Genomic DNA, 19312 nt, shown 5'->3' with positions numbered 1-19312 from the left:
TTAATCTTTTTGAATTAATAAATATCGGAATTATTTAACAGACAAATTATCAATTTTACTATTTTTTAAGTCAATTTTAAAATGATCTGAAGGTTGACCAAACATGGTTTTAAGAAATATTTCTGCCCATAAAATCAGTTTTGCATCATTTGATTTTTTTAACTGCCTGCATACTAACTCGTATTCCTTTAATCTTTTCTTTCCAATTTCTGGAATAGCAAGTTCATCAGCGTTCTTTAATCTGTAAAAATCGAAAATCATATCAAATCCTGTCCAAGATTCAAATTCAGAAAACACAAGGGAATTTTCCTTTAAATCCTTGGTAATTTCTTTGGTGTCTTTGCCTATTTCTAGCAAATCTTTTCCTGAAAGTTTTTCTATCGACTTTAAGAAATCAGCCGGAAAATCTTCAGGTAAGAATCGCAATCGAACTAATTCTTTTAAATGCCATTTTGTAAATGCTGCATAATCCTTTGCTTTTAAAATATCTTTATCCCAAATGTTTTTGCTATTAATTTCTTTTAAATGAGCATATTCTTGTTCGTAAAAAGGAAATAAACTATTGAATTTAGCCACTTTTCCGATGACAATCGTTTCGACCTCGAGATCTGAATCCGAATGAATCGTCAAAATTTTATAAGCTGGCATATAAGCCGCAAGCGATGGTGTCTGAATATTGAAAAGTGTATTCCCTTTTGCTGTCGTTCTAATGCCTGTATCGTTAATGTGCATGTGTCCGCCAAAATGAACCTGAATTCCAGCATCTGCAAATTGTTGCGCCACTTCTTCACTTGGAACCCTTGACAACTGCATTTTATTAGCACCAAAAAGCTGTTCTAGTTCTGATGAAGCATTATTATTAAATTCAACCAGTGGATAATGACTGAAAGCAATCAGAATTTTTCCTCTTTGTTTGGCTTCTGAGGCAACTTTTTTTACCCAATTAATTAAATGGCTTTTGTAAATTAGAACATTATTGTAACCTATATTAGCTCCTGAAAAATCATTTGGATTATTGGACTGACCCGATAATTTCTCATTCGGAACATATGCATTGGCATCAATAGCCAAAAGCCAAATTCCATTTACTGGCTCGACCAAATAACTGGCATCCGGCAAAGACAAATTGGTGTTTTTAATGAGGTACGTTCTTTTTTCTAAAACAGATTCGTTTTGAGCTTTTTCGAAATTATATTGTTCATAGCTATAATCAGAAAATGGTGTTTCCCAATATAAATCGATCTTTTTTGGAAAGAAACCAAAATCGCGCATTTCTTGAATTGTTTCTTTGTAACCCCAATTTTTAATATCGGCTGTTATAATGGGCTCGAGCTCACTTTTGCTTTTGCTAAAATTATTTGGAGAACTGCTGATAATCTGTTCCTTTCCATCTTTTCCTAGAAAATCGGTTTTGACAGCATCTTGAGCAAACGGTTTTACTACATCATGATTTCCTGTGGTCACAAAAAACGAAATGCCATATTTCTGGGAATATTCATTAAGAATTTTTCTCAATCTGCGAACGTGGACAGGCTGTCCGTCATCGCTAAAATCGCCTGGAAGCACTACTTGTTTAATGCCTCTTTTTACAATGTCATTTAAGGCTTCTAAAAAAGCAAAATAGTTTTCGTTGAAAATTCGTGTAGAATGCAATTGCGCATTCATAGTTCTGATATTAGCATATTCGCCCGTTACCGGATTTTGAATGCCTTTATAGTCGCTGTCTTCAAATTTGGCATAAATATCCTGTAAATGAGCATCGGCTATAAAAGCAATTTGAACTTCTTTTTTAAAAGTCTGCTGTGATTTGCAGGAATTTAAAGAAAGTAATATTACTAATATAGCCGATATTCTAAACATGTATTTTGTATGCGTTTATTTTTTAATATATGCTTCCAATTTATCTAAAGTGTTTAATTCTGTTTCTCTCGCACTCGAAGATATAATTGAAGTCTCTAAAGTTTTTGCAGGTTTTGAAATCAATAAATATTGTGTTCCGTCGTCTGTAGTTTTTTCATAATCTTTTGGATTGTACATAATTGCAGCACCAACTTCAACAATCTCAGCAGCTACGTCTTCTGGATGTTTTCCCCAAACTGCGATATAATTATTTCCTTTTTTCGTTTGGCAATCTTTAAAGTAATTCACTCCTGTAGCAAATTGCACTTTTTCTCCAGTTAAAGAAACCGCTTCTACTTTAGCTTCTCTTTTTCCAGAAAACACCGTAACACGAACTAAAATGTCAACTTTTTTTCCTTTATATGGAACACCTCTCGAAATCATTTCCATCCAAGAAGTTGTATCTGTTTTGCCCACGCGCGCTAAACGATTTGTCACTGGATTTAAAGGAACTAATTTATCTCCGTCCCAAAGCTTAACACCGCCTAATCCTACAGTTGATGCTACTTTGTAATAATCAGCTCCCCATCCTTCTTTTTGCTGTTGCGGTGTTGGGTACCAATTTGCTTTTCTTAATTCTAAACCTGGTTTCGCTTTAGAATAAACATCGATTGCTACTTTGTCGCTGAAATAAATTCGCAATGCCATCCATTCGTTTTCAACTGCTGGACCGTGATGACCGATTGTTTTATATAAATCTCCTGATTCTGAGCCAATATCTGTTAAATAAGTAATTTTATCAGACTTCATATACAAACTGGTATCTGTATTATTTTGTCCGAAACAAATGCAGCAAAAAAGTAAAGAGGTTAAGATAGATAATTTCATAATTGATAAAAATAAAGTTTAAGTGTAATTCCTGTAAATTTAAAAACAACTTTCAACAATTTACCAAGAATTTTGCCTAATGTTCTGAAATTATCATTTTATACTGAAAATGTGATTTTTTTTAAATTGATATCTTCCTTTTCTTTATCTGCGAAAACTTTGCTTATAATTATTTTTAACTCATAGAAACATAGATTTAAATACTTTTAAATGGCGTTTTCACTTGCAATAATGCACATAGTTATATGTAAAAACTGGTTTTTCTGAAAAACTCTCTTTTAGACAAACCTATGTTTCTATGCGTTTATGATTAAATCCATATTATCTATCTGTTACTTTTACTAAGGCCGGATTTATCCCTAACGGATTCTTGATGATTTTACAAATTAGAGGGAACTCGGGATTTTTGATAATCCACATTTCCGTTTCATCAATCTGAGCAATCACATGTAACGTTTCTACCGTTTTTCCGTCAATTGAAACACTATTTTTATCTTCGCTTTTATCTAAAATGTAAGTCGTATTATTATAAACAAACGAACCTTTCTTTAATAAATCTTGATAAGCCGATCTAGAAATCATAAAAAAAGTTTCACTTGGTTTTAAGTTTAAGACTGGAGCGTACTCTCCTTGGTTGAAACTCAATTCTGTCCCATTCTTTACCGCTTCGGGAAGCATTACAATACTACTTTTTACACCTCTAGTCTCCAGTTTAAAAGTTAGTCCATCACCAACGGTTTGAGCTGTCAAAGTCAAAGTCCTAGTCTGGCCGTGAAGCTTGCAGACATAATTAAGTTCTGTATTATTCTTAATTGTTGGTACGTAATTCTGTGCTGTTCCATTCTGATAAACAATGCAGAAAAGAAACATTAAAATCATATTTTTCATTTTGCTTATCCTTTTATTTTTTTGGCGGTAAAATCACAGTTCCCCAAGCTGAAGGTTTAGAATCCATTTCTAAAATCAATTCTCCTCCATTATTGATATCATCATGTGTTATCCACGCTTTATCATACGGTTTTCCATTCAAAAGTGCTGATTTTATATATCTGTTTTTATCACTCATTTTTTTAGTAGTGATTTTAAAATTTTTACCGTTTTCTAATTTTATAACTGTTTCTTTTATGAAAGGTGTATTGATCAGATAATAAGGCTGTCCAGCATTTGGATATAATCCCATCATATGAAAAGCAAGCCAAGAAGACATTGCACCAGAATCATCATTTCCTGGTAAACCTTCTCGCGAAGTATTGAAACTTCTTTTTATAATTGCTCTGATTCTATCGCTGCTTAAATAAGGCTTGCCAATCCAGTGATATAAACACGGAGTCAAAAATGAAGGTTCGTTGGCAACATTATACAGTTCTGAATCAAAGAAAGTATTCAATCTGCTCTCAAAGGCTTTTTCTCCTCCAGATTTTTTTACCAATTCTGGCACATCATGCGGAATGCTTAATGAATATTCCCATGAATTTCCTTCGTAAAAGAAAACGCACCAATGACATACATACCAAGGAGACTCAATGATCACAGGTGTATATTTGAAAGTTGGCTTTTGGATTTTTGACTCTCCGAAAACAACATCATCTAGCCACTTTCCTTCTCTATCTTTCGGCATGATAAATCCTTTTGCGCCATTATTTTCGTAGTCTCCTCTCCACAAATTTTGCCAGCTATCGGCTTGTTTTATGTATCTTTCATAAAGATCTGTTTTGCCAAGTCCTCTTGCCACGATTGCAATATTATAATCGTTATAGGCATAATCAATAGTTCGATTTCCTGCGCGGTCGGTGCCGTACGGAACGTATCCTAATTTTAGGTAATCTATAAGTCCGCCTCTGCCTTCTCTTTCTTCATTTCCTCCTGGTGGCACTTCAGCATCTTTCAACATAGCTTGCAAAGCCAATTCGTAATCTATTCCTTTTAAATTTTTCACAAAAGCATCTGCAATTACAACTTCAGCATTTGATCCTCCTTGTGTTCTTCCGTTATCGTTTCCACTTCTACCCTCAGGAAGATAACCTTCACGCTTGTAAATATTTAGCATGGCATTAATTATTTCCACTTTTCGTTTAGAATCAATTAAAGTGATTAGAGGACTTGACGTTCTAAAAGTATCCCAGATGGTATAAAAATCATCATAATACGGCTCGTCATTTGTCCACAATGGATTTTCCCCAGTTCGGTTCACAGGCATAATCATCGTGTGATACAAACCTGTATAGAACATTTTCTTATAGTCTTCTGATGTATCTTTAGAAAGCTGGATTCTGCTTAGCAAGTTTTCCCATTTGTTTTCTAAAGTCTTTAGCACCTCATCAAAATTCCAATGCGGAATTTCAACTTCTATATTGTTTTTTGCTTTTAATTCACTTAAAAATGAAATTCCTATTTTGACTTTCAGTTCTTCTTTTCCATTTCCGAAAGAGAGCAGAGCTGCAGTCTTTTTTCCTGAATCAAACTGGGCTTTTTCATTATAAAATTTTCCGTCTTTAAAAGTGACATATTTTGCTATTGGCTGGTCAAAAACTGCCCAGAAATAAACTGTATAAGCGCGTCCATTGTTCCAGCCTCCGCGAATTCTGCTGTAGCCTCTGACTTCTGTTTCTGAGACAATTTCAATCTGAGAACCTACAAACTGCTGCGCTTCTCTTGCCTCTGGAATCTTTTCTTCTCCAAGAAAAAATCCTGGATCGATTTTTAATTCTCTTGATTTGTTTTTAGGGTAAGTAAAACGGTAAAAAGATACTTTCTCTCCTGTCGTAATCTCTGTTTTAATATTATTTTCTTTAAAGACCGTTTCATAATATCCCAGTTTTACATTTTCCTCGGTTCTGAATGAAGTTTGATCCATTTTATCCAAAGCTCCTGAAAATGGCATAATTTGGATATTTCCATATTTTGGCCCTCCACCTGTTCCGCTTACGTGAACTTGACTAAATCCTGTTACTTCTTTTGGCATTGGAAGCCAGCCGCTATTGGGACTCGAAGTACAGTCTGGACTTGGTTTCACCATTCCGTACGGACATGATGGACCGATAAAAACTCTACCAACTCCTTCTGAACCAATCATTGGGTCAACATATTGGTATACAGTTTGAGCATTTACGGCTATTGTAAACAAAAATGATATTCCTAAAAGTATATTTTTACTATATATTTTCATTACTTATTTATTTCTTTACGGACTAAAAAAACTTTACTTTGACATTTCTAAAATCAACTCTCCACCATTCGTAATTTCCTGATGTGAAAGTGTGAAATTCTTAACTGCTTTATTATTGAATTTAATGCCCTTTATATATACATTTTCAGGACTATTATTATTGGCTTTAATCACGAATGTCTTTCCTGAATAATATTTTGGATTTAAATCAATTGAGATTTTATTGAATATTGGGCTTCCTATTTGATAAACAGCATCTTTATCTGTTCCTCCATTCATTTGAAATATACCTAATTTTAGCAAAACATTCAAACTTCCCATTAATCCTTGATCTTCATCACCGTTATAACCAGTTGATGGAGACAATCCGCTGAAGGTTTCTTTAACTACATTTCTCGTCCAATACTGGGTTAAATCTGGTTTTCCTAAAACGGTAAAAATGTTTGAAGTCTGCATGGAAGGCTGATTTCCAAAATTTATCGGAATTCGGCTAAACTCTGGATGCAATTCGGCATCGTGCGATGTACCAGAAGTATAATTTTGCTTTTTAGCGGTTTCAAATTGCTCATTTAATTTTGTAACGGCTTTTTCTTTTCCTCCCATTAAATTCGCTAAACCTTCAATATCATGCGGTACAAACCATGTTGACTGTGCTCCGTTTGACTCAATAAATCCGTTTTCATATTGATAGGGATCATAATTTTCCCTCCATTTTCCATCTACATTTTTTGGGCGCATCCATCCAATGGTTTGATCAAAAACATTTTGATAGTTTTTTGACCTTTTCATGAAATAATTATAATCTTCTTCATGGTTTAATTTTTTCGCCAATTGCGCCAAAGTCCAATCTTGATAAGCATATTCTAAAGTCTGACTAGCTCCGTCTTCATGGCTTCCAAAATTGCCTTCTGGAAGCGGATACGGAACATATCCTTTTTCTAAGTAATATTTTAAACCTCCTCCAATATTGGTTTTGTGCTCATAACCGGCTTTTGACATAATTCCGTCTGTCATATGCCCTTTTTTAAGCGCAACATAAATGTCTTCCAAATCTTCTTTTACAATTCCTTTTTGGATGGCGCTTACAATAAAAGGTGTTGCCGATGCTCCTGTCATTACATAGGTATCATTTCCTCCCGAAGGTCCGCGCGGAATAGAACCGCCATCTTTGTAATACTGCATTAACGAATACACAAATTCTTCCATAATTTCAGGATATACCAATCCCCAAAGATTATTGATTGTCCATTGTGCACCCCAAAAAGCATCAGAATTATAGTGATTGAACTTAGGTTTTCCATTTGCGTTTAAGGGCAAGTGCCCTACCCTGAATTTTTCCCCTGTATTGTCAGGGTAGGATCCATTTGCATCACTGATCATTTTTCTCCCTTGCAGAGCATGCCATAGATCAGTGTAAAATCTTCTTTGTTCGGTTTCTGTTCCGCCTTCTATTTTTATTCTTCCCAACAAATTACTCCATTCGTTTCTGGAATCTTCAACCGTTTTATTAAAATCCCAATGGGTTAATTCGGTTTCAATATTGTTATTAGCATTTTCAATTGAAGTGTATGAAATACCAACTTTCATTAGTATTTGATTACTTTTTCCATTAAAAACAACCAAATAATTACCCGTTACATTATCTTTTTCGACAGAAGCAATAGGCTGATTTGTTTTGACTTTAAAGAAAACCGTCAATGGTTTTGGGCGTCTAAAATTGGTGCTTAAAACTAATGATCCTGAAAGTTCATAATCATTGTTTTTTTCTAATTTCCCATCGAAATTGTCACAAGGCCCTAAAATAGTGTTCAGATTAAAAAGTATTGCTTTTTGTGCTTTTTTAGGAAAAGTATATTGATGAAATCCGACTCTAGGCGTACTGCTCAATTCTACTTTTATCTGATATCTGTCTAATAATAACGAATGATATCCTGTTGTAATGATTTCGGTTTGATGGCTGAATTTGGAATAAAAATCTTTGAAAACAGTACTTTTATTAGCTTCCGAAATTGTTACTGGCATTATAGACACTCCCGATAATTGCCATTCATGAACATGGCTGAAACCTTTAACTGTATCTGTAGTATATTTATAACCGCCTCCCCAATCGCCTTTAATCTCTGTGTCGGGATTTAAATTAACCATACCAAACGGACGGCTTGCTGATGAAAAGTAAAACCATCTTGAATTTTCGGTGTCCAACAACGGGTAAACCATATCTGATAATTTTTTCTTTTGTAAAGAAATGGTTTGTTGCGCATTGCACGACACTAAAAAAATAAGGGTTAAACTTATGGCAATATGTCCTATTTTATATATTTTATTCAGTTCCATTATGCTTTTTGTATTGATGGGGACAAGATTAGGCAACGATTTTTTTGTGGTAATTAAATTGAAGACCTTGCAGGATTTAACCAAGAATTTTCGGGTTAAATATCCTGAAATTAAAAGAATGGCACAAAGCTTAATCTTTCATTGATTTTTAATAACCGCATTCGATTAAGCTTTGTATGCATTCAAAAAATGAAAACTAAAACTAATGATTGAGCAACTAACCAATCTGTTTTCTTTTTTATTAAAAAGGAGAAGATTTTTTAGGTTCTTCCCCTTTTCAAACTAAAACTTGCTACCATGAGCACTTAACTAACTTTATGTTTAATATCCATCATTCTGTATCAGAGCTGGATTTAAAACCATTGCATTGGTTGGAATTGGGAAAACACGACGATAAGTATCAGTATTTGTTTTGTAGCCCCAAGATCCTTCATATTTTCCAAAACGAATCATATCATTTCTATGCCATGCTTCCCAAGTAAATTCACGGCTTCTTTCTTTGTAAAGTTCTTCTAAAGTTACTCCGCTTAAAATTGCAGATGTTGTACGGTTAGAACGAACCATGTTTACTAATGCATCTGCACTTTGTCCTAAGGTTACAGCTCCTCCACGAAGAATTGACTCCGCTTTCATTAAAAGTATATCTGAATAACGCAAGAAAGGAACGTCGTTCTTTTGGTTACGATTTGTTGAAGTCGCGTCTGGATAGAATTTAATATTTCTATATCCCATGTTCCATGCAATTTCGTCATTTCCAAGATCAAATAAAGGTTCACTTTGACGAGGTATAATATTTGGTGTCAAATTTACTTGATAAGTATAAGCTGCTCCACCGTCAGATCCTGTATAAAACTGGTCGTATCCTTTTTTAGTTGTCGTCACCATAACGGGAGTAACACCGTCATTCATATATTGAAGACCTGTTAACCATTGTTTGTTACGAATATCATTAGCATCATTAAAATAAGCATAGAATTCTGGCAGCGTGCTTCTAGGCGCACTTGGCGTAAAAGGAAGACCGAACTTAGCTCTTTCAGAACGTGGAACATCATAACGTGCGTGATACATTTGTCCGTTGTACCCAACTGTAACAGCTGCTGGATCATAAGGAACTGCAAAAATGAATTCTTTCATCTGCGGTCCGTTATTTGGATAAAACATTTGAAGATAAGTCGCTCTTGGTTCAACAGAATACAATCCAGAATTAATAACTTCATCACAAGCCGCAATACAATCTGTATAACGTGCTGTTGCTGTATATACCTCAGCATTCAGATATAATTTAGCCAACATTGCATTTGCAGTTTGTCTGTTTGGTCTTCCATAAGTAGTAACTCCAGAAGCTGGATTTAAATTAGGAATAGCGCTTTTTAATTCTTTTTCGATAAAATTGAAAACTTCTTTTCTCGGTGTTTTAGCCTTAGAAGTAAAATCTCCATATAAAGTATCCAAAGGCACATCTCCATAACTGTCCATTAACATGAAATAAGAAATCGCGCGCATTGTTTTAATCTCTGAAATCAACGTTTTTTTCTCCGCCCCTTCTGGCATTGTCTGTCTTAAAATTGATATCGTCTGATTGCTTGTTCCAATTACCTTAGACGACCAATCCCAAAGACTTCCTATGATTCCGTTGTCAGCATTCCAATCGTGGTAATGCATTGCAATGTAGTTTCTATTATCAAACCAGTTTCCTCCTCTTGCAGGCAAAATAGCTTCATCTGTTGATAAAGACTGTGACCACCACCAAGCAAATGAGAATTCACCTCTGAAAGCTACGTAAACTGGGCCTGTAGCCTGAATATATTGTGTTGAGTTTTGAGGAAATACTTCAGGTGTCAATTGTGTTGTAATAGGCACCTCTAGATCATCACAAGACCATACCATACCAGCTAAAAGTACTGGAAGCCCTAAATATTTTAATATCTTTTTCATAATTTTTAGCATTAAGTTTTTAGAAGATCACATTTAAACCGAACAAATATGTTCTTGTTTTTGGATAGAAGTTATTTGAATCTACACCTGGAGCTGTTCCTCCTTGTTCTACCTCTGGATCAATTCCTGTGTATTTGGTAATCACAAATACATTGTTGATCGTATGGTAAAGACGAACACTGCTTATGTATCTTCCTACTTTACCAAAATTATACCCTAGAGTCATGTTGTCTAATCTTATGTAACTACCGTCTTCTATAAAACGATCTGAATATTTATAAGCGTTTAAGTCATTTGGCGATTCATTTCCTGCATCAACCAATATATTAGTAGTCATTGCTGTGCTTGGTCTAAATAAATCGGCACGAGTTGCATTAAAAATTTTATTTCCAAAAACACCTCTGAAGAAAATATTCAAATCAAATTTTTTGTATTGGAAAGTATTCGCCCATCCCATTAATAATTTTGGCTGTGCATCTCCTGCATAATGATAATCTACTCCAATTTGCGGTGCAGTAGTCAAGTCTCCATTTTTATCATAATACTGCGAAACTCCATTAGCATTTTTTCCTGCATATTTCAGAGTAAAGAATTGACCAAGAGGTTTTCCTTCTTTAAAAATTTGTAAAGTACTTCCCGTTTGTCCGCCTCCATCTGGCTGTACTCTACGAATAGAATCTCCACCAACAAAAAATGGACTAGTTAATTTAACAATCTCATTTTTATTATGAGCCAAATTCAGGTTTGTATTCCATGTGAAATTTGCTGTTTTTACTGGAGTAGAACTTAAACTCAACTCGATACCTTTGTTAGACATTGTTCCTCCGTTGGCTACAATAGTTCCTACTGGCACCAATACTGGATTAACATTATAGTTGAAGATCATATCTGTTGTTTTCTTATTGTAAACATCAACAGATCCAGATAGTTTTCCTTTTAAGATTGTGAAATCAAGACCGATATTTCCTGTAGCTGTTTTTTCCCATTTCAAATCAGGATTTGCAGCCTGGTTAGGCCCATAAGCTCCAATCTGTTGTCCGTTGTAATAGAAAGTTCCTAAACTTCCAGATATAAATTGAGCCGTGTAAGCATTAAATCCAGAAGAGTTTCCTGTGATACCCCAGCTTCCTCTTAATTTTAAATCGCTAAAGAAACTTTGATTTTTCATAAAACCTTCTTTATCCAATCTCCATGCTCCCCCTACAGATGGAAAATACCCCCATTGGTTATTCTCTCCAAACATAGATCCTCCATCTCTTCTAAGCGATCCTTGTAAAAGATATTTGTCTTTATAATTATAGTTTAAACGACCAAAGTAAGAGATCAAACGAGTTTTTTGATACGCTTTACTATCGCCAAAATTTACAACATAACCATTAACCGAAGTATAATTGCTTAAAGCTAAATTGTTGTATCCAACATTGTCTACAGGAAAGTTTGTCGTTGTAGCTTGAAAACCGTCTCCTAAAGTATTTTCCTGCCATGAATAACCTAAAACTGCTTTTATTTTATGCTCTCCAAATGTTTTATCCCAAGTAAAGAAACTTTCAATAATGTTGTTTCTAGTTTCGTAAGCATTTCTTAATGCTGAACCATTTACCCCAAAGTTAACCAATGTTTTTGTCAAAGGCGGATCTGGATTGTTGTAAAAGTTGGCACTATTGTATTGTGAATAATAACTATCATAAAACTCTCCATGAGACGCCGTTAATCTTTGATGCGCTAAATTCAAATTATAAGTGATTCCAAACGGAAGTTTTACCTCTGTAGTAAGATTTCCTACCAAGTTATCCGTTTTAGTCTCATCAGTACCATGCTCAATTAAAGCTACTGGGTTAAAATATCCCGTACTCACAAAATTTTCAAAAAAAGTTCCGTCAGCATTTCTTACTGGAGAAATCGGAAGGTAACTTGCTGCTTGCAAAAGTACCGTGTTACGTTGTGGTACATTTTGGTATTTTGTAGTAGAGTTAGTTACGTTTAAACCAAATTTAACTTTGTCATCAAAAGCAAATTGTTCAACAGACAAACGAGCAATGATACGAGAGAAATTACTTTTTAACATTACTCCTTCTTTATTAATCGAAGTAATACTTGCTGTATAATTTCCATGTTCTCCACCACCACTCATAGATAAGTTATGGCTACTTGATGCTGCACGTCCTTGTCTTAAAATTTCTTTTTGCCAGTTCGTGTTAGCTCCTTTATCATTCTCTGGCGTAAAGTTCAAATTATTTCTAGTTGTAAAATCTCTTAACTGATCTGCATTCATCATATCCAGATTATTTGAAACTTCTTCTAAACCAAAATATCCATTGTATGCTATTTGCGTTCTGCCTTTACTTCCTTTTTTTGTTGTCACCATGATAACCCCATTTGCAGCACGGTTACCATAAATTGCCGTTGCCGCAGCATCTTTCAAGACATCAATAGTTGCAATGTCATCTGGTGCAATCACAGAGATATCTACACCAGGAATACCGTCGATTACATAAAATGGCCCTTGCGAACTATTTAATGTTGAAGCTCCACGCAAAACTACAGAAGCTGTCTTTGTAGGGTCACCGCTTGAAGAAATATTCAAACCAGAAACTTTACCCTGTAAAAGCTGTCCCACATCGCTAATTGCTCCTCTGTTCAAATCTTCAGCTTTAACAGAAGAAACAGCAGTTGTTAAGTTTTTACGAGATCCTTTACCATAACCTACTACAACTACTTGTTCTAAATTGGTTGTGGTAGACTGTAATTTTATCGAATAATTTGTTTTTGTCCCATCTAATTTTACAGTCTGATCTTCAAATCCGATAAAAGAAAATACCAATATTGCATTTTTGTTTGAAGCCGTAAATTTAAATTTTCCGTCAAAATCTGTTGTTACAGTATTAGTTGTACCTTTCTCAAGTACATTCGCAGCTGGTAGAGGAAGACCTTTGTCATCTAATACCACACCAGACACTTCTGTTTTTTGTGCCCAGGTATTAATTGAGAAGCCAAAGAAGAAGGCTAATAATAAAAGTTTAAGTTTTTCCATTGTGATATTTGGTTAATTGGTTAAATAGTGTTGACGAAATTAGTGCTAATGAAATGTTAAGAAATGGACAAGTTATTCATAAACATGGATAATTTCTATAAAGTCAATGATAGTAAGCCTTTGCAAAGTTTTTTTTCGAAAATTATATCATTAAAAACTTACTAATAAAACGTTTTCGGGAATTTTCTTTTTCATATTGATCGTTTGGTTTTAAGTTATTTTATGAATATTAAGTTAAATTATGTTTATATACGAAGTAATTATAATCGTTGGATATTTTTATTTGCTTTCTGTCCAATTAATTTCCCAATTTTTAATTGATTCTCTTTCTTTATTTTCATCAAAAGGAGTGTTGTCAACTGATGCTTTTCTTAAAGCTTCTAAAAACATTTTCCATCTTGGCCAGTAAAATCCTTTATACATTCCTTTCCATGATCTCGAAGCATAATCATTAAGATGTCCTTCTCCCCCCCAAAGCGTAATTAATGTTTTGGCATTCTTTATATATAATGAAGACACTTCTGGAGAACTTCCATAATCTGAAGCCGATTTAACCCATTGGTCTAAACCGTTTAATGGCTGGCCTGCCATTATTTTATCAATATCCAATGCTTGTTTTTCTATCTTTTTAAATAATTGATCTCCTTTTTCAATATTTTTCTGCTGATAGGCTTTTACACATTCCATTAAATCCTCATCTATACATAATGAATAATAATGTCTTGAAACATCGATTAAATCATATTGGATAAAATCTTTTTGATCATACTTTTTAGCTTCTTTACTTAAAAGATCCAAAGCTTCTTTCAATTTTTTCTTATCGCCAGGATTTCCTTTGAATTCTGTAATTGTAGCAGTTGGACGTTTAAATAACAAATACGCTCCTGCTCTATCATTCCACCAGCGAGTTTCCCAGTATTTTACATTGTAAACCGACTCCAATAATAATTTCCAGGCTTGAAAAACAGATTCTGAAACTGTCCCACCGTATCTTGCATTTAAATATTTTGTCAGCCAATCGTTTATAGGCTGTTGTCCTTTGCTCCATGCAAGATCATATATGTATTCGTAAACAATTGAATTATTATTTAAACCCTCAGGCATTGCTCCATAACCGACAATATTTCCTTTGTGTGGATTTTTCAATAAACTTGTCAATTCTTCTTTGTAAAAATTCAAATCTCCGTACACAGGATTCGATCCTCCATAGTTATGCACATAACCGTACGTCCATTGTTTTCCATAAAAAGCTTCTTGATTTTCCCACACTTTATATCTGTCGTTGGCATAATCTTGAACCATCACTTTTTCATTCGGAACTTTACTTAAAAAAGCCTTTGTAGCTTCTTTTGTCCAAAATTCTTTATTGTCTCCAAAAAGCCAACCTTGCATAACCCAGACTGCGCCCGGAGCTGCTTCATTAATCGTTTCATAAACAGCGCTTCCGTAGTTGGAAAGTTCTTCATATTTATTATGTTCCGAAACTGGAGGTTCGATTTCATTGAAAGAATCTGCCAGATAAAAATCAGACTTTCCGTATGTTTTGGTGTAAATTTCAATAAAACGTTTCCCTATCTTTTTGAACAGTGGATCTTTTGAATCTAGTAGAAAAGTACTGGCAAAACCTCCTCCAGACCATGACTTGAGTTCTGTTATCTTAGCTTCAGGATGTTTTTCGGCGAAAGCCTTAGGCACGTATCCGCTAAAAGCAGGCACAACAGGATGCATATCTAATGCTCGCATTCTGTCTAAGATTTTCTTTTGAAGTTCTTCTTTTTTCGAAAACCATTCTTGAGGAAGCGGCCCTTCAAGACTATTAATATTTCCCATACGCTGCCACGGCAAAAATGCTGGCCCAGCAAAATGCGCTTCTAATTGCGAATTGGTTAAGCCATATTCTTTCCATAATTCCTGCCACACTGCTTCTTGCCCCTCCATAGCTGTTGGAAGATTAATTCCGTGCAAAGCCATCCAATCAATTTCCTGTTCCCAGCGTTTCCAATCCCACCAAGGTGTTGTGTAGCCGAAAGTACAGGCATTTAGATATTCTCTGTATTCAAAAGGTGTATTTCCTTTTTTACTATATTTTGGCCAAACTTTAGGAAGAGCCACTCTATTCCCTTCCCAACTTGCTAAAGCAGCTCCAATGTCGCGAAGAAAATTATAAGCCGCATAACAGATTGCAGTATTGTTTGACCCTTTAATTTTTACAACATTGTTTGTGGTTTTGATTTCAAACCAATCTGCTTGATTATTTTTACTTTTAACCAAGCTCAACTGAAAATCGGCTGCACGATTGCCTACTAATCTTTCTATTACCTCAAAAGCACTTCTTGTATTTTCATTGTTTTGGGAATACCCCTTAACGACACAAAAAAACAACAGAATAAAAATCGATATAACATTCTTTAAAGAACTTTTTCTTTTTATGCTAAAATTCTCTCTTTTCATATAAATAGTATATTTATTAAATTATATTAACTGACTTTGAACAAAAAATAAGGGAGAATAAATAGATCATTAATCTCCCTTTGAAATAAAAACAAACAAAAAATTTATTAATTAACCAACAATCTTATTTAACAAACTCAAAGACGCAATTGTATCTTCTGTAGAAGATAAAATTATAGAGAATGTTTTTTTTCAGGATGGATTAATCAATCAAAAATATAGACATATTCTTTTGGAAGGTTTGAAAGATTTCATATGCCCGCATCTAATCTAATTCTGCAATTAATTACCATCAAAAAAAATTTGACAATCAAAAAAGATAGTATCTATGTAACCGCAATCAGATAATGATTTTCAAACCACACATATAAAAATTAAAGATGTATTTCTTTTCTCGTGTCATTAATAGTTATTTTTTAACTCATTTGTAAGAAGATGTCATTATTTTCAAAAAAGATTCTTTTGAGAATTCAAAAAGCATCACCAAAAACTTTTGTAAACAAATAAGTAGAATTGTAAAACATAAAAAATGAAATTCAAATTATTTTTAAAGTGTAGCTATCTCCGTTTTTTACCACAAAAAGCTAAGGCTGTTTTAATAAGAATTATAATAAGAAGGCTGTTTTTCATCGCAATAAAATCCTTGTGCCTGGCCAACAAAATATACCATCTGTAATAGATGAATAGTTAAACCTATTTATTACAGAGGATTTCAGGAATAGAAGAATGCAAAGGAATATTTCATAGTATCTACTCAGAAGAAATACAAATGAACTATTAGTTGTTTCGAGAGAGAGAATACAGGTAAAAAAAATAGGACAAAACAATAACTTTAATAAAAAAGTCATTACATTTCCAGCAAAGAGAATTACAGCATCAAAAAAAACTTCAATCAATTAAAAATCAAAACATTATATACCTAAAATTAGGTGGTTTTATTTTTATGGCAAAATCGTGGCATTATAGTTTTTTATAAAATAAAAATGCAGGAAATAAGCAGGTTTCAAGCCTTAGGTTCGAATCCTGCACTACCCACCAAAAGGATAAAAGAAACGGTATTGATTCCTTAAGTTTAAAAAACAACCACTCTGTAAATTATCAAAGAATTATAAATCAATCCTGTAAGAAATTCTGAATAATCTGCATTGAAGCTGCTTCACAAAAATCTAAGCCAGAATAATCGGGATTAAGTCCGCCTATATAAGGCACCGCCATAATGTAAAGGTTTTTATTGTAAGCGCCGTACTGATCAATAACCTGAAAATTGTCATTTATGGCTATACCAGAAACATTCATAAAATACGCTCCAGCCTCATCTTTTTGTACTGTATCTTGATTTAATAAAAAAGCAGCATGGCCGGCTTGGTTAGATTGGAATTTTAAACGTGCAGGACTTATGGCTTTTTGTGACAAAAGCGTTTTAAAAGGAAAATCATGGTATTCCAGATGAGGCTGGCCTATACAATCAATAAACGTTTTATAATAAACCGAATGTTTTTTATCATCATCATCGCTGAAGTGATATACTATTCCTCCGTTAAGCTGGGGTTCGACTGTACTGTCAGAACCTACAGAAATAAGGTCGAGCACACCAGCATGATGAAGAGCTAGAAGTTCTTCACATGATTTCTGAGGGACAAAAGCAATTACAATGGAAATAAGCGGCATGAGAACTTTCTGAAGCCGTTGCATGTCTTCTGCCGAAAGGTATTTTGCAGGATGATTCATGGCAAAACTAAGCACGCCCAGCATTTCTTTCCAATAAACTGATTCGTGTCTTTTAATGGATTTCTCCGCCTCGACATATTCAGCTTTTAGCAATTGAAAAGGATCCAAACGCTCGCGGAGTTTCATCATTTCTTCCACAAAATCTTCAATGGATAAATCTTTGATACGTTCATAAAAATTATAATCCCTCTCACGGAATATGTCTTTAAAATTCTTTTCAAATACAAAATCAAGCGACAGAAAACCATTATTATTTTTTCTGTGCTCTTCTATTTCATCACTGCTCAATAAAGAATCATTGGAAAGGCGAGAATCTTCCAAATGGAACCGTACAGCAGGAAGCATCCCGCTTCTCGAGTGCATCATAACTTTAAACTCGCTGCTTTCAGGATTTAAATGGAAAAGCAAGTTCCCCTCTTTATCTGATTCAAATGAACCATTATGTCTTGCAATCGTTCTAATAGCATCTATAGCTGTTAAAGAAGAACCTTTTACTGCGATAGCGTGATTAAACTTCTGCACTAGTTTTTGAGGAGGATAAGGAGCATCATAATACCCCGGTATTTTTCCTTCATGAGTTCTCGGCCAGTTATGTCCCGTACAAATAACGACAGAATCAAATACCTTTATCTCTCCTTCCTCTGTTTCAAGTTCTATTGTATCGCTTTTCGCGTCATACTTAATGTCGGCAACAACACTCTCGAAATGTATTTCTGAACTAATTCCGGCTTTCGATCCTGCCTCGATCAGCATTTCAAATTGTGCGGCAAGATATTCCCCAAAAAACAATCGGGGAAATACTTTATAATCATTAAATTTATTGGGATCAATTTTAAATCTTTCGAGCAGTTCCACAGGCGCAGTGTGTACCCATTCTGACATTGGAATTACAATATCCGGAATCTCATTGCCAGAAACATTGGTAATATGTTCGTTATTTGCACCTTCACTGCTGTAGGGCATTCCTGAACCTAGCTGTGCTTTACGTTCGAAGATTTCTACTTCAAAATTATTCTTTCCAGATTCAACCAGTCTTTTATACATAAAAAGTCCGCTTGGACCTCCTCCTATAATTGCAATACGTTTTTTATTCTCAGCAGTCATTGAATTTAATTATTATGAGGTTTAGATTTTTCATGATCTTGATAACTAATACAGGAAGATATAATACCGTATTCTGTATGTTATTTTACATTTCAAAATTTTGCAATTTCAACCATTAAATTTAAATCAAATACAGCTCTGCGTCTTACAGAATCCTATCTATAAATTACATGATATCACTTAGTTCAAGTTTAATTAAATTTGATGTTTAGTAAATACGTTTGAAAGAAGACTAAATTTATGAGACAATGTGAATCTAATTTTAGATTTTTGCCAGCACAGGAATACCAAAATCACAAACAAATAAAAAATGAAAGAAATCATAGCACTTTCAGACAAAAAGATAACCATTAACAGAAATGAATTTCTGAAAATAAATGGTAGTATAGATACCAATTTATACTATATAGAAAGTGGCAGCGTGAGAATTTTTGTTTTAGACGGAACCGATGAACAAAACATTCGATTTGGATATAAAGAAAACTTTGTTGTTTCTCTCGATTCTTTTCTAACGGGACAACCTTCTAATTTGTGTATTCAGGCCATAAAAAAAACCGTTTTAAAAGTGGTAACCAAAAAACAGATTGATGATTTTTTAGCCTTAAAAAATAACCTAATGTTATGGATCAAAATTTTGGAAAATCTTGCAGTCCAACAGCTGGAACGCGAAATTGACCTTCTGAAAAATTCGCCAAAAGAAAGATATGAAAGAGTCTTGAAACGGAGTCCGCAGCTATTTCAGGAAATTCCAAACAGACATATTGCCAATTATTTAAGAATGAGTCCTGAAACTTTATCACGCCTCAAAAAGTCTTGATTTCAATCAAGGTTTATAA

At 34.1% G+C, this 19312-nt stretch carries 10 protein-coding genes; 1 reads left to right on the top strand and 9 read right to left on the bottom strand.

Annotated features, from left to right (window positions below):
- Positions 1-30 precede the first annotated feature (30 nt).
- From ACFO3N_RS05025 to ACFO3N_RS04985, 9 genes are all read right to left on the bottom strand, one after another.
- A complete protein-coding gene (locus ACFO3N_RS05025; RefSeq protein ID WP_379795742.1) occupies positions 31-1860 on the bottom strand; it encodes a metallophosphoesterase family protein in 1830 nt (609 codons plus the stop codon).
- A gap of 15 nt (positions 1861-1875) precedes the next feature.
- Positions 1876-2727, bottom strand: coding sequence for a DUF4861 family protein (locus ACFO3N_RS05020; RefSeq protein WP_379795740.1), 852 nt, complete (start codon positions 2725-2727; stop codon positions 1876-1878).
- 321 nt (positions 2728-3048) lie between these two features.
- Positions 3049-3615: a hypothetical protein gene (locus ACFO3N_RS05015; protein WP_379795738.1), complete on the bottom strand. Its 567-nt coding sequence runs from the start codon at positions 3613-3615 to the stop codon at positions 3049-3051.
- Positions 3616-3628: 13 nt separating this feature from the next.
- Positions 3629-5893, bottom strand: a complete 2265-nt coding sequence (locus ACFO3N_RS05010) for a GH92 family glycosyl hydrolase (protein ID WP_379795736.1) — start codon at positions 5891-5893, stop codon at positions 3629-3631.
- Positions 5894-5926: 33 nt separating this feature from the next.
- Entirely contained in the window at positions 5927-8227 is a 2301-nt protein-coding gene (locus tag ACFO3N_RS05005; RefSeq protein ID WP_379795734.1) for a GH92 family glycosyl hydrolase, read from the bottom strand.
- Positions 8228-8548: 321 nt separating this feature from the next.
- Complete coding sequence (locus tag ACFO3N_RS05000) at positions 8549-10162, bottom strand: RagB/SusD family nutrient uptake outer membrane protein (RefSeq protein ID WP_379795732.1); 1614 nt, start codon at positions 10160-10162, stop codon at positions 8549-8551.
- 19 nt (positions 10163-10181) lie between these two features.
- A complete protein-coding gene (locus tag ACFO3N_RS04995; RefSeq protein ID WP_379795730.1) occupies positions 10182-13193 on the bottom strand; it encodes a SusC/RagA family TonB-linked outer membrane protein in 3012 nt (1003 codons plus the stop codon).
- 279 nt (positions 13194-13472) lie between these two features.
- The gene (locus tag ACFO3N_RS04990) at positions 13473-15644 is read right to left on the bottom strand and encodes an alpha-N-acetylglucosaminidase (protein ID WP_379795728.1); all 2172 of its coding nucleotides are present in this window, start codon (positions 15642-15644) and stop codon (positions 13473-13475) included.
- A 1113-nt stretch (positions 15645-16757) separates the two neighbouring features.
- Positions 16758-18476 carry an FAD/NAD(P)-binding protein gene (locus tag ACFO3N_RS04985; RefSeq protein WP_379795726.1) on the bottom strand — a complete coding sequence of 573 codons (1719 nt, stop codon included), beginning with the start codon at positions 18474-18476 and terminating at the stop codon, positions 16758-16760.
- 310 nt (positions 18477-18786) lie between these two features.
- Here ACFO3N_RS04985 and ACFO3N_RS04980 point away from each other — a divergent pair, with 310 nt between their 5' ends.
- The gene (locus ACFO3N_RS04980; protein WP_379795724.1) at positions 18787-19293 is read left to right on the top strand and encodes a Crp/Fnr family transcriptional regulator; all 507 of its coding nucleotides are present in this window, start codon (positions 18787-18789) and stop codon (positions 19291-19293) included.
- Positions 19294-19312: the final 19 nt, after the last annotated feature.

The organism is Flavobacterium chungangensis (genome assembly GCF_042654045.1).
GTDB classification, from domain to species: Bacteria; Bacteroidota; Bacteroidia; order Flavobacteriales; family Flavobacteriaceae; genus Flavobacterium; species Flavobacterium chungangensis.
This window is presented reverse-complemented; position numbering and strand designations above follow the sequence as displayed.

What these genes read in the sequence shown, in the direction of transcription:
- ACFO3N_RS05010 (WP_379795736.1), bottom strand. Translation starts at nt 5,893, where the DNA reads ATGAAAATATATAGTAAAAATATACTTTTAGGAATATCATTTTTGTTT.
- ACFO3N_RS04980 (WP_379795724.1), top strand. Translation starts at nt 18,787, where the DNA reads ATGAAAGAAATCATAGCACTTTCAGACAAAAAGATAACCATTAACAGA.
- ACFO3N_RS04995 (WP_379795730.1), bottom strand. Translation starts at nt 13,193, where the DNA reads ATGGAAAAACTTAAACTTTTATTATTAGCCTTCTTCTTTGGCTTCTCA.
- ACFO3N_RS05020 (WP_379795740.1), bottom strand. Translation starts at nt 2,727, where the DNA reads ATGAAATTATCTATCTTAACCTCTTTACTTTTTTGCTGCATTTGTTTC.
- ACFO3N_RS05015 (WP_379795738.1), bottom strand. Translation starts at nt 3,615, where the DNA reads ATGAAAAATATGATTTTAATGTTTCTTTTCTGCATTGTTTATCAGAAT.
- ACFO3N_RS05000 (WP_379795732.1), bottom strand. Translation starts at nt 10,162, where the DNA reads ATGAAAAAGATATTAAAATATTTAGGGCTTCCAGTACTTTTAGCTGGT.
- ACFO3N_RS05025 (WP_379795742.1), bottom strand. Translation starts at nt 1,860, where the DNA reads ATGTTTAGAATATCGGCTATATTAGTAATATTACTTTCTTTAAATTCC.
- ACFO3N_RS04985 (WP_379795726.1), bottom strand. Translation starts at nt 18,476, where the DNA reads ATGACTGCTGAGAATAAAAAACGTATTGCAATTATAGGAGGAGGTCCA.
- ACFO3N_RS04990 (WP_379795728.1), bottom strand. Translation starts at nt 15,644, where the DNA reads ATGAAAAGAGAGAATTTTAGCATAAAAAGAAAAAGTTCTTTAAAGAAT.
- ACFO3N_RS05005 (WP_379795734.1), bottom strand. Translation starts at nt 8,227, where the DNA reads ATGGAACTGAATAAAATATATAAAATAGGACATATTGCCATAAGTTTA.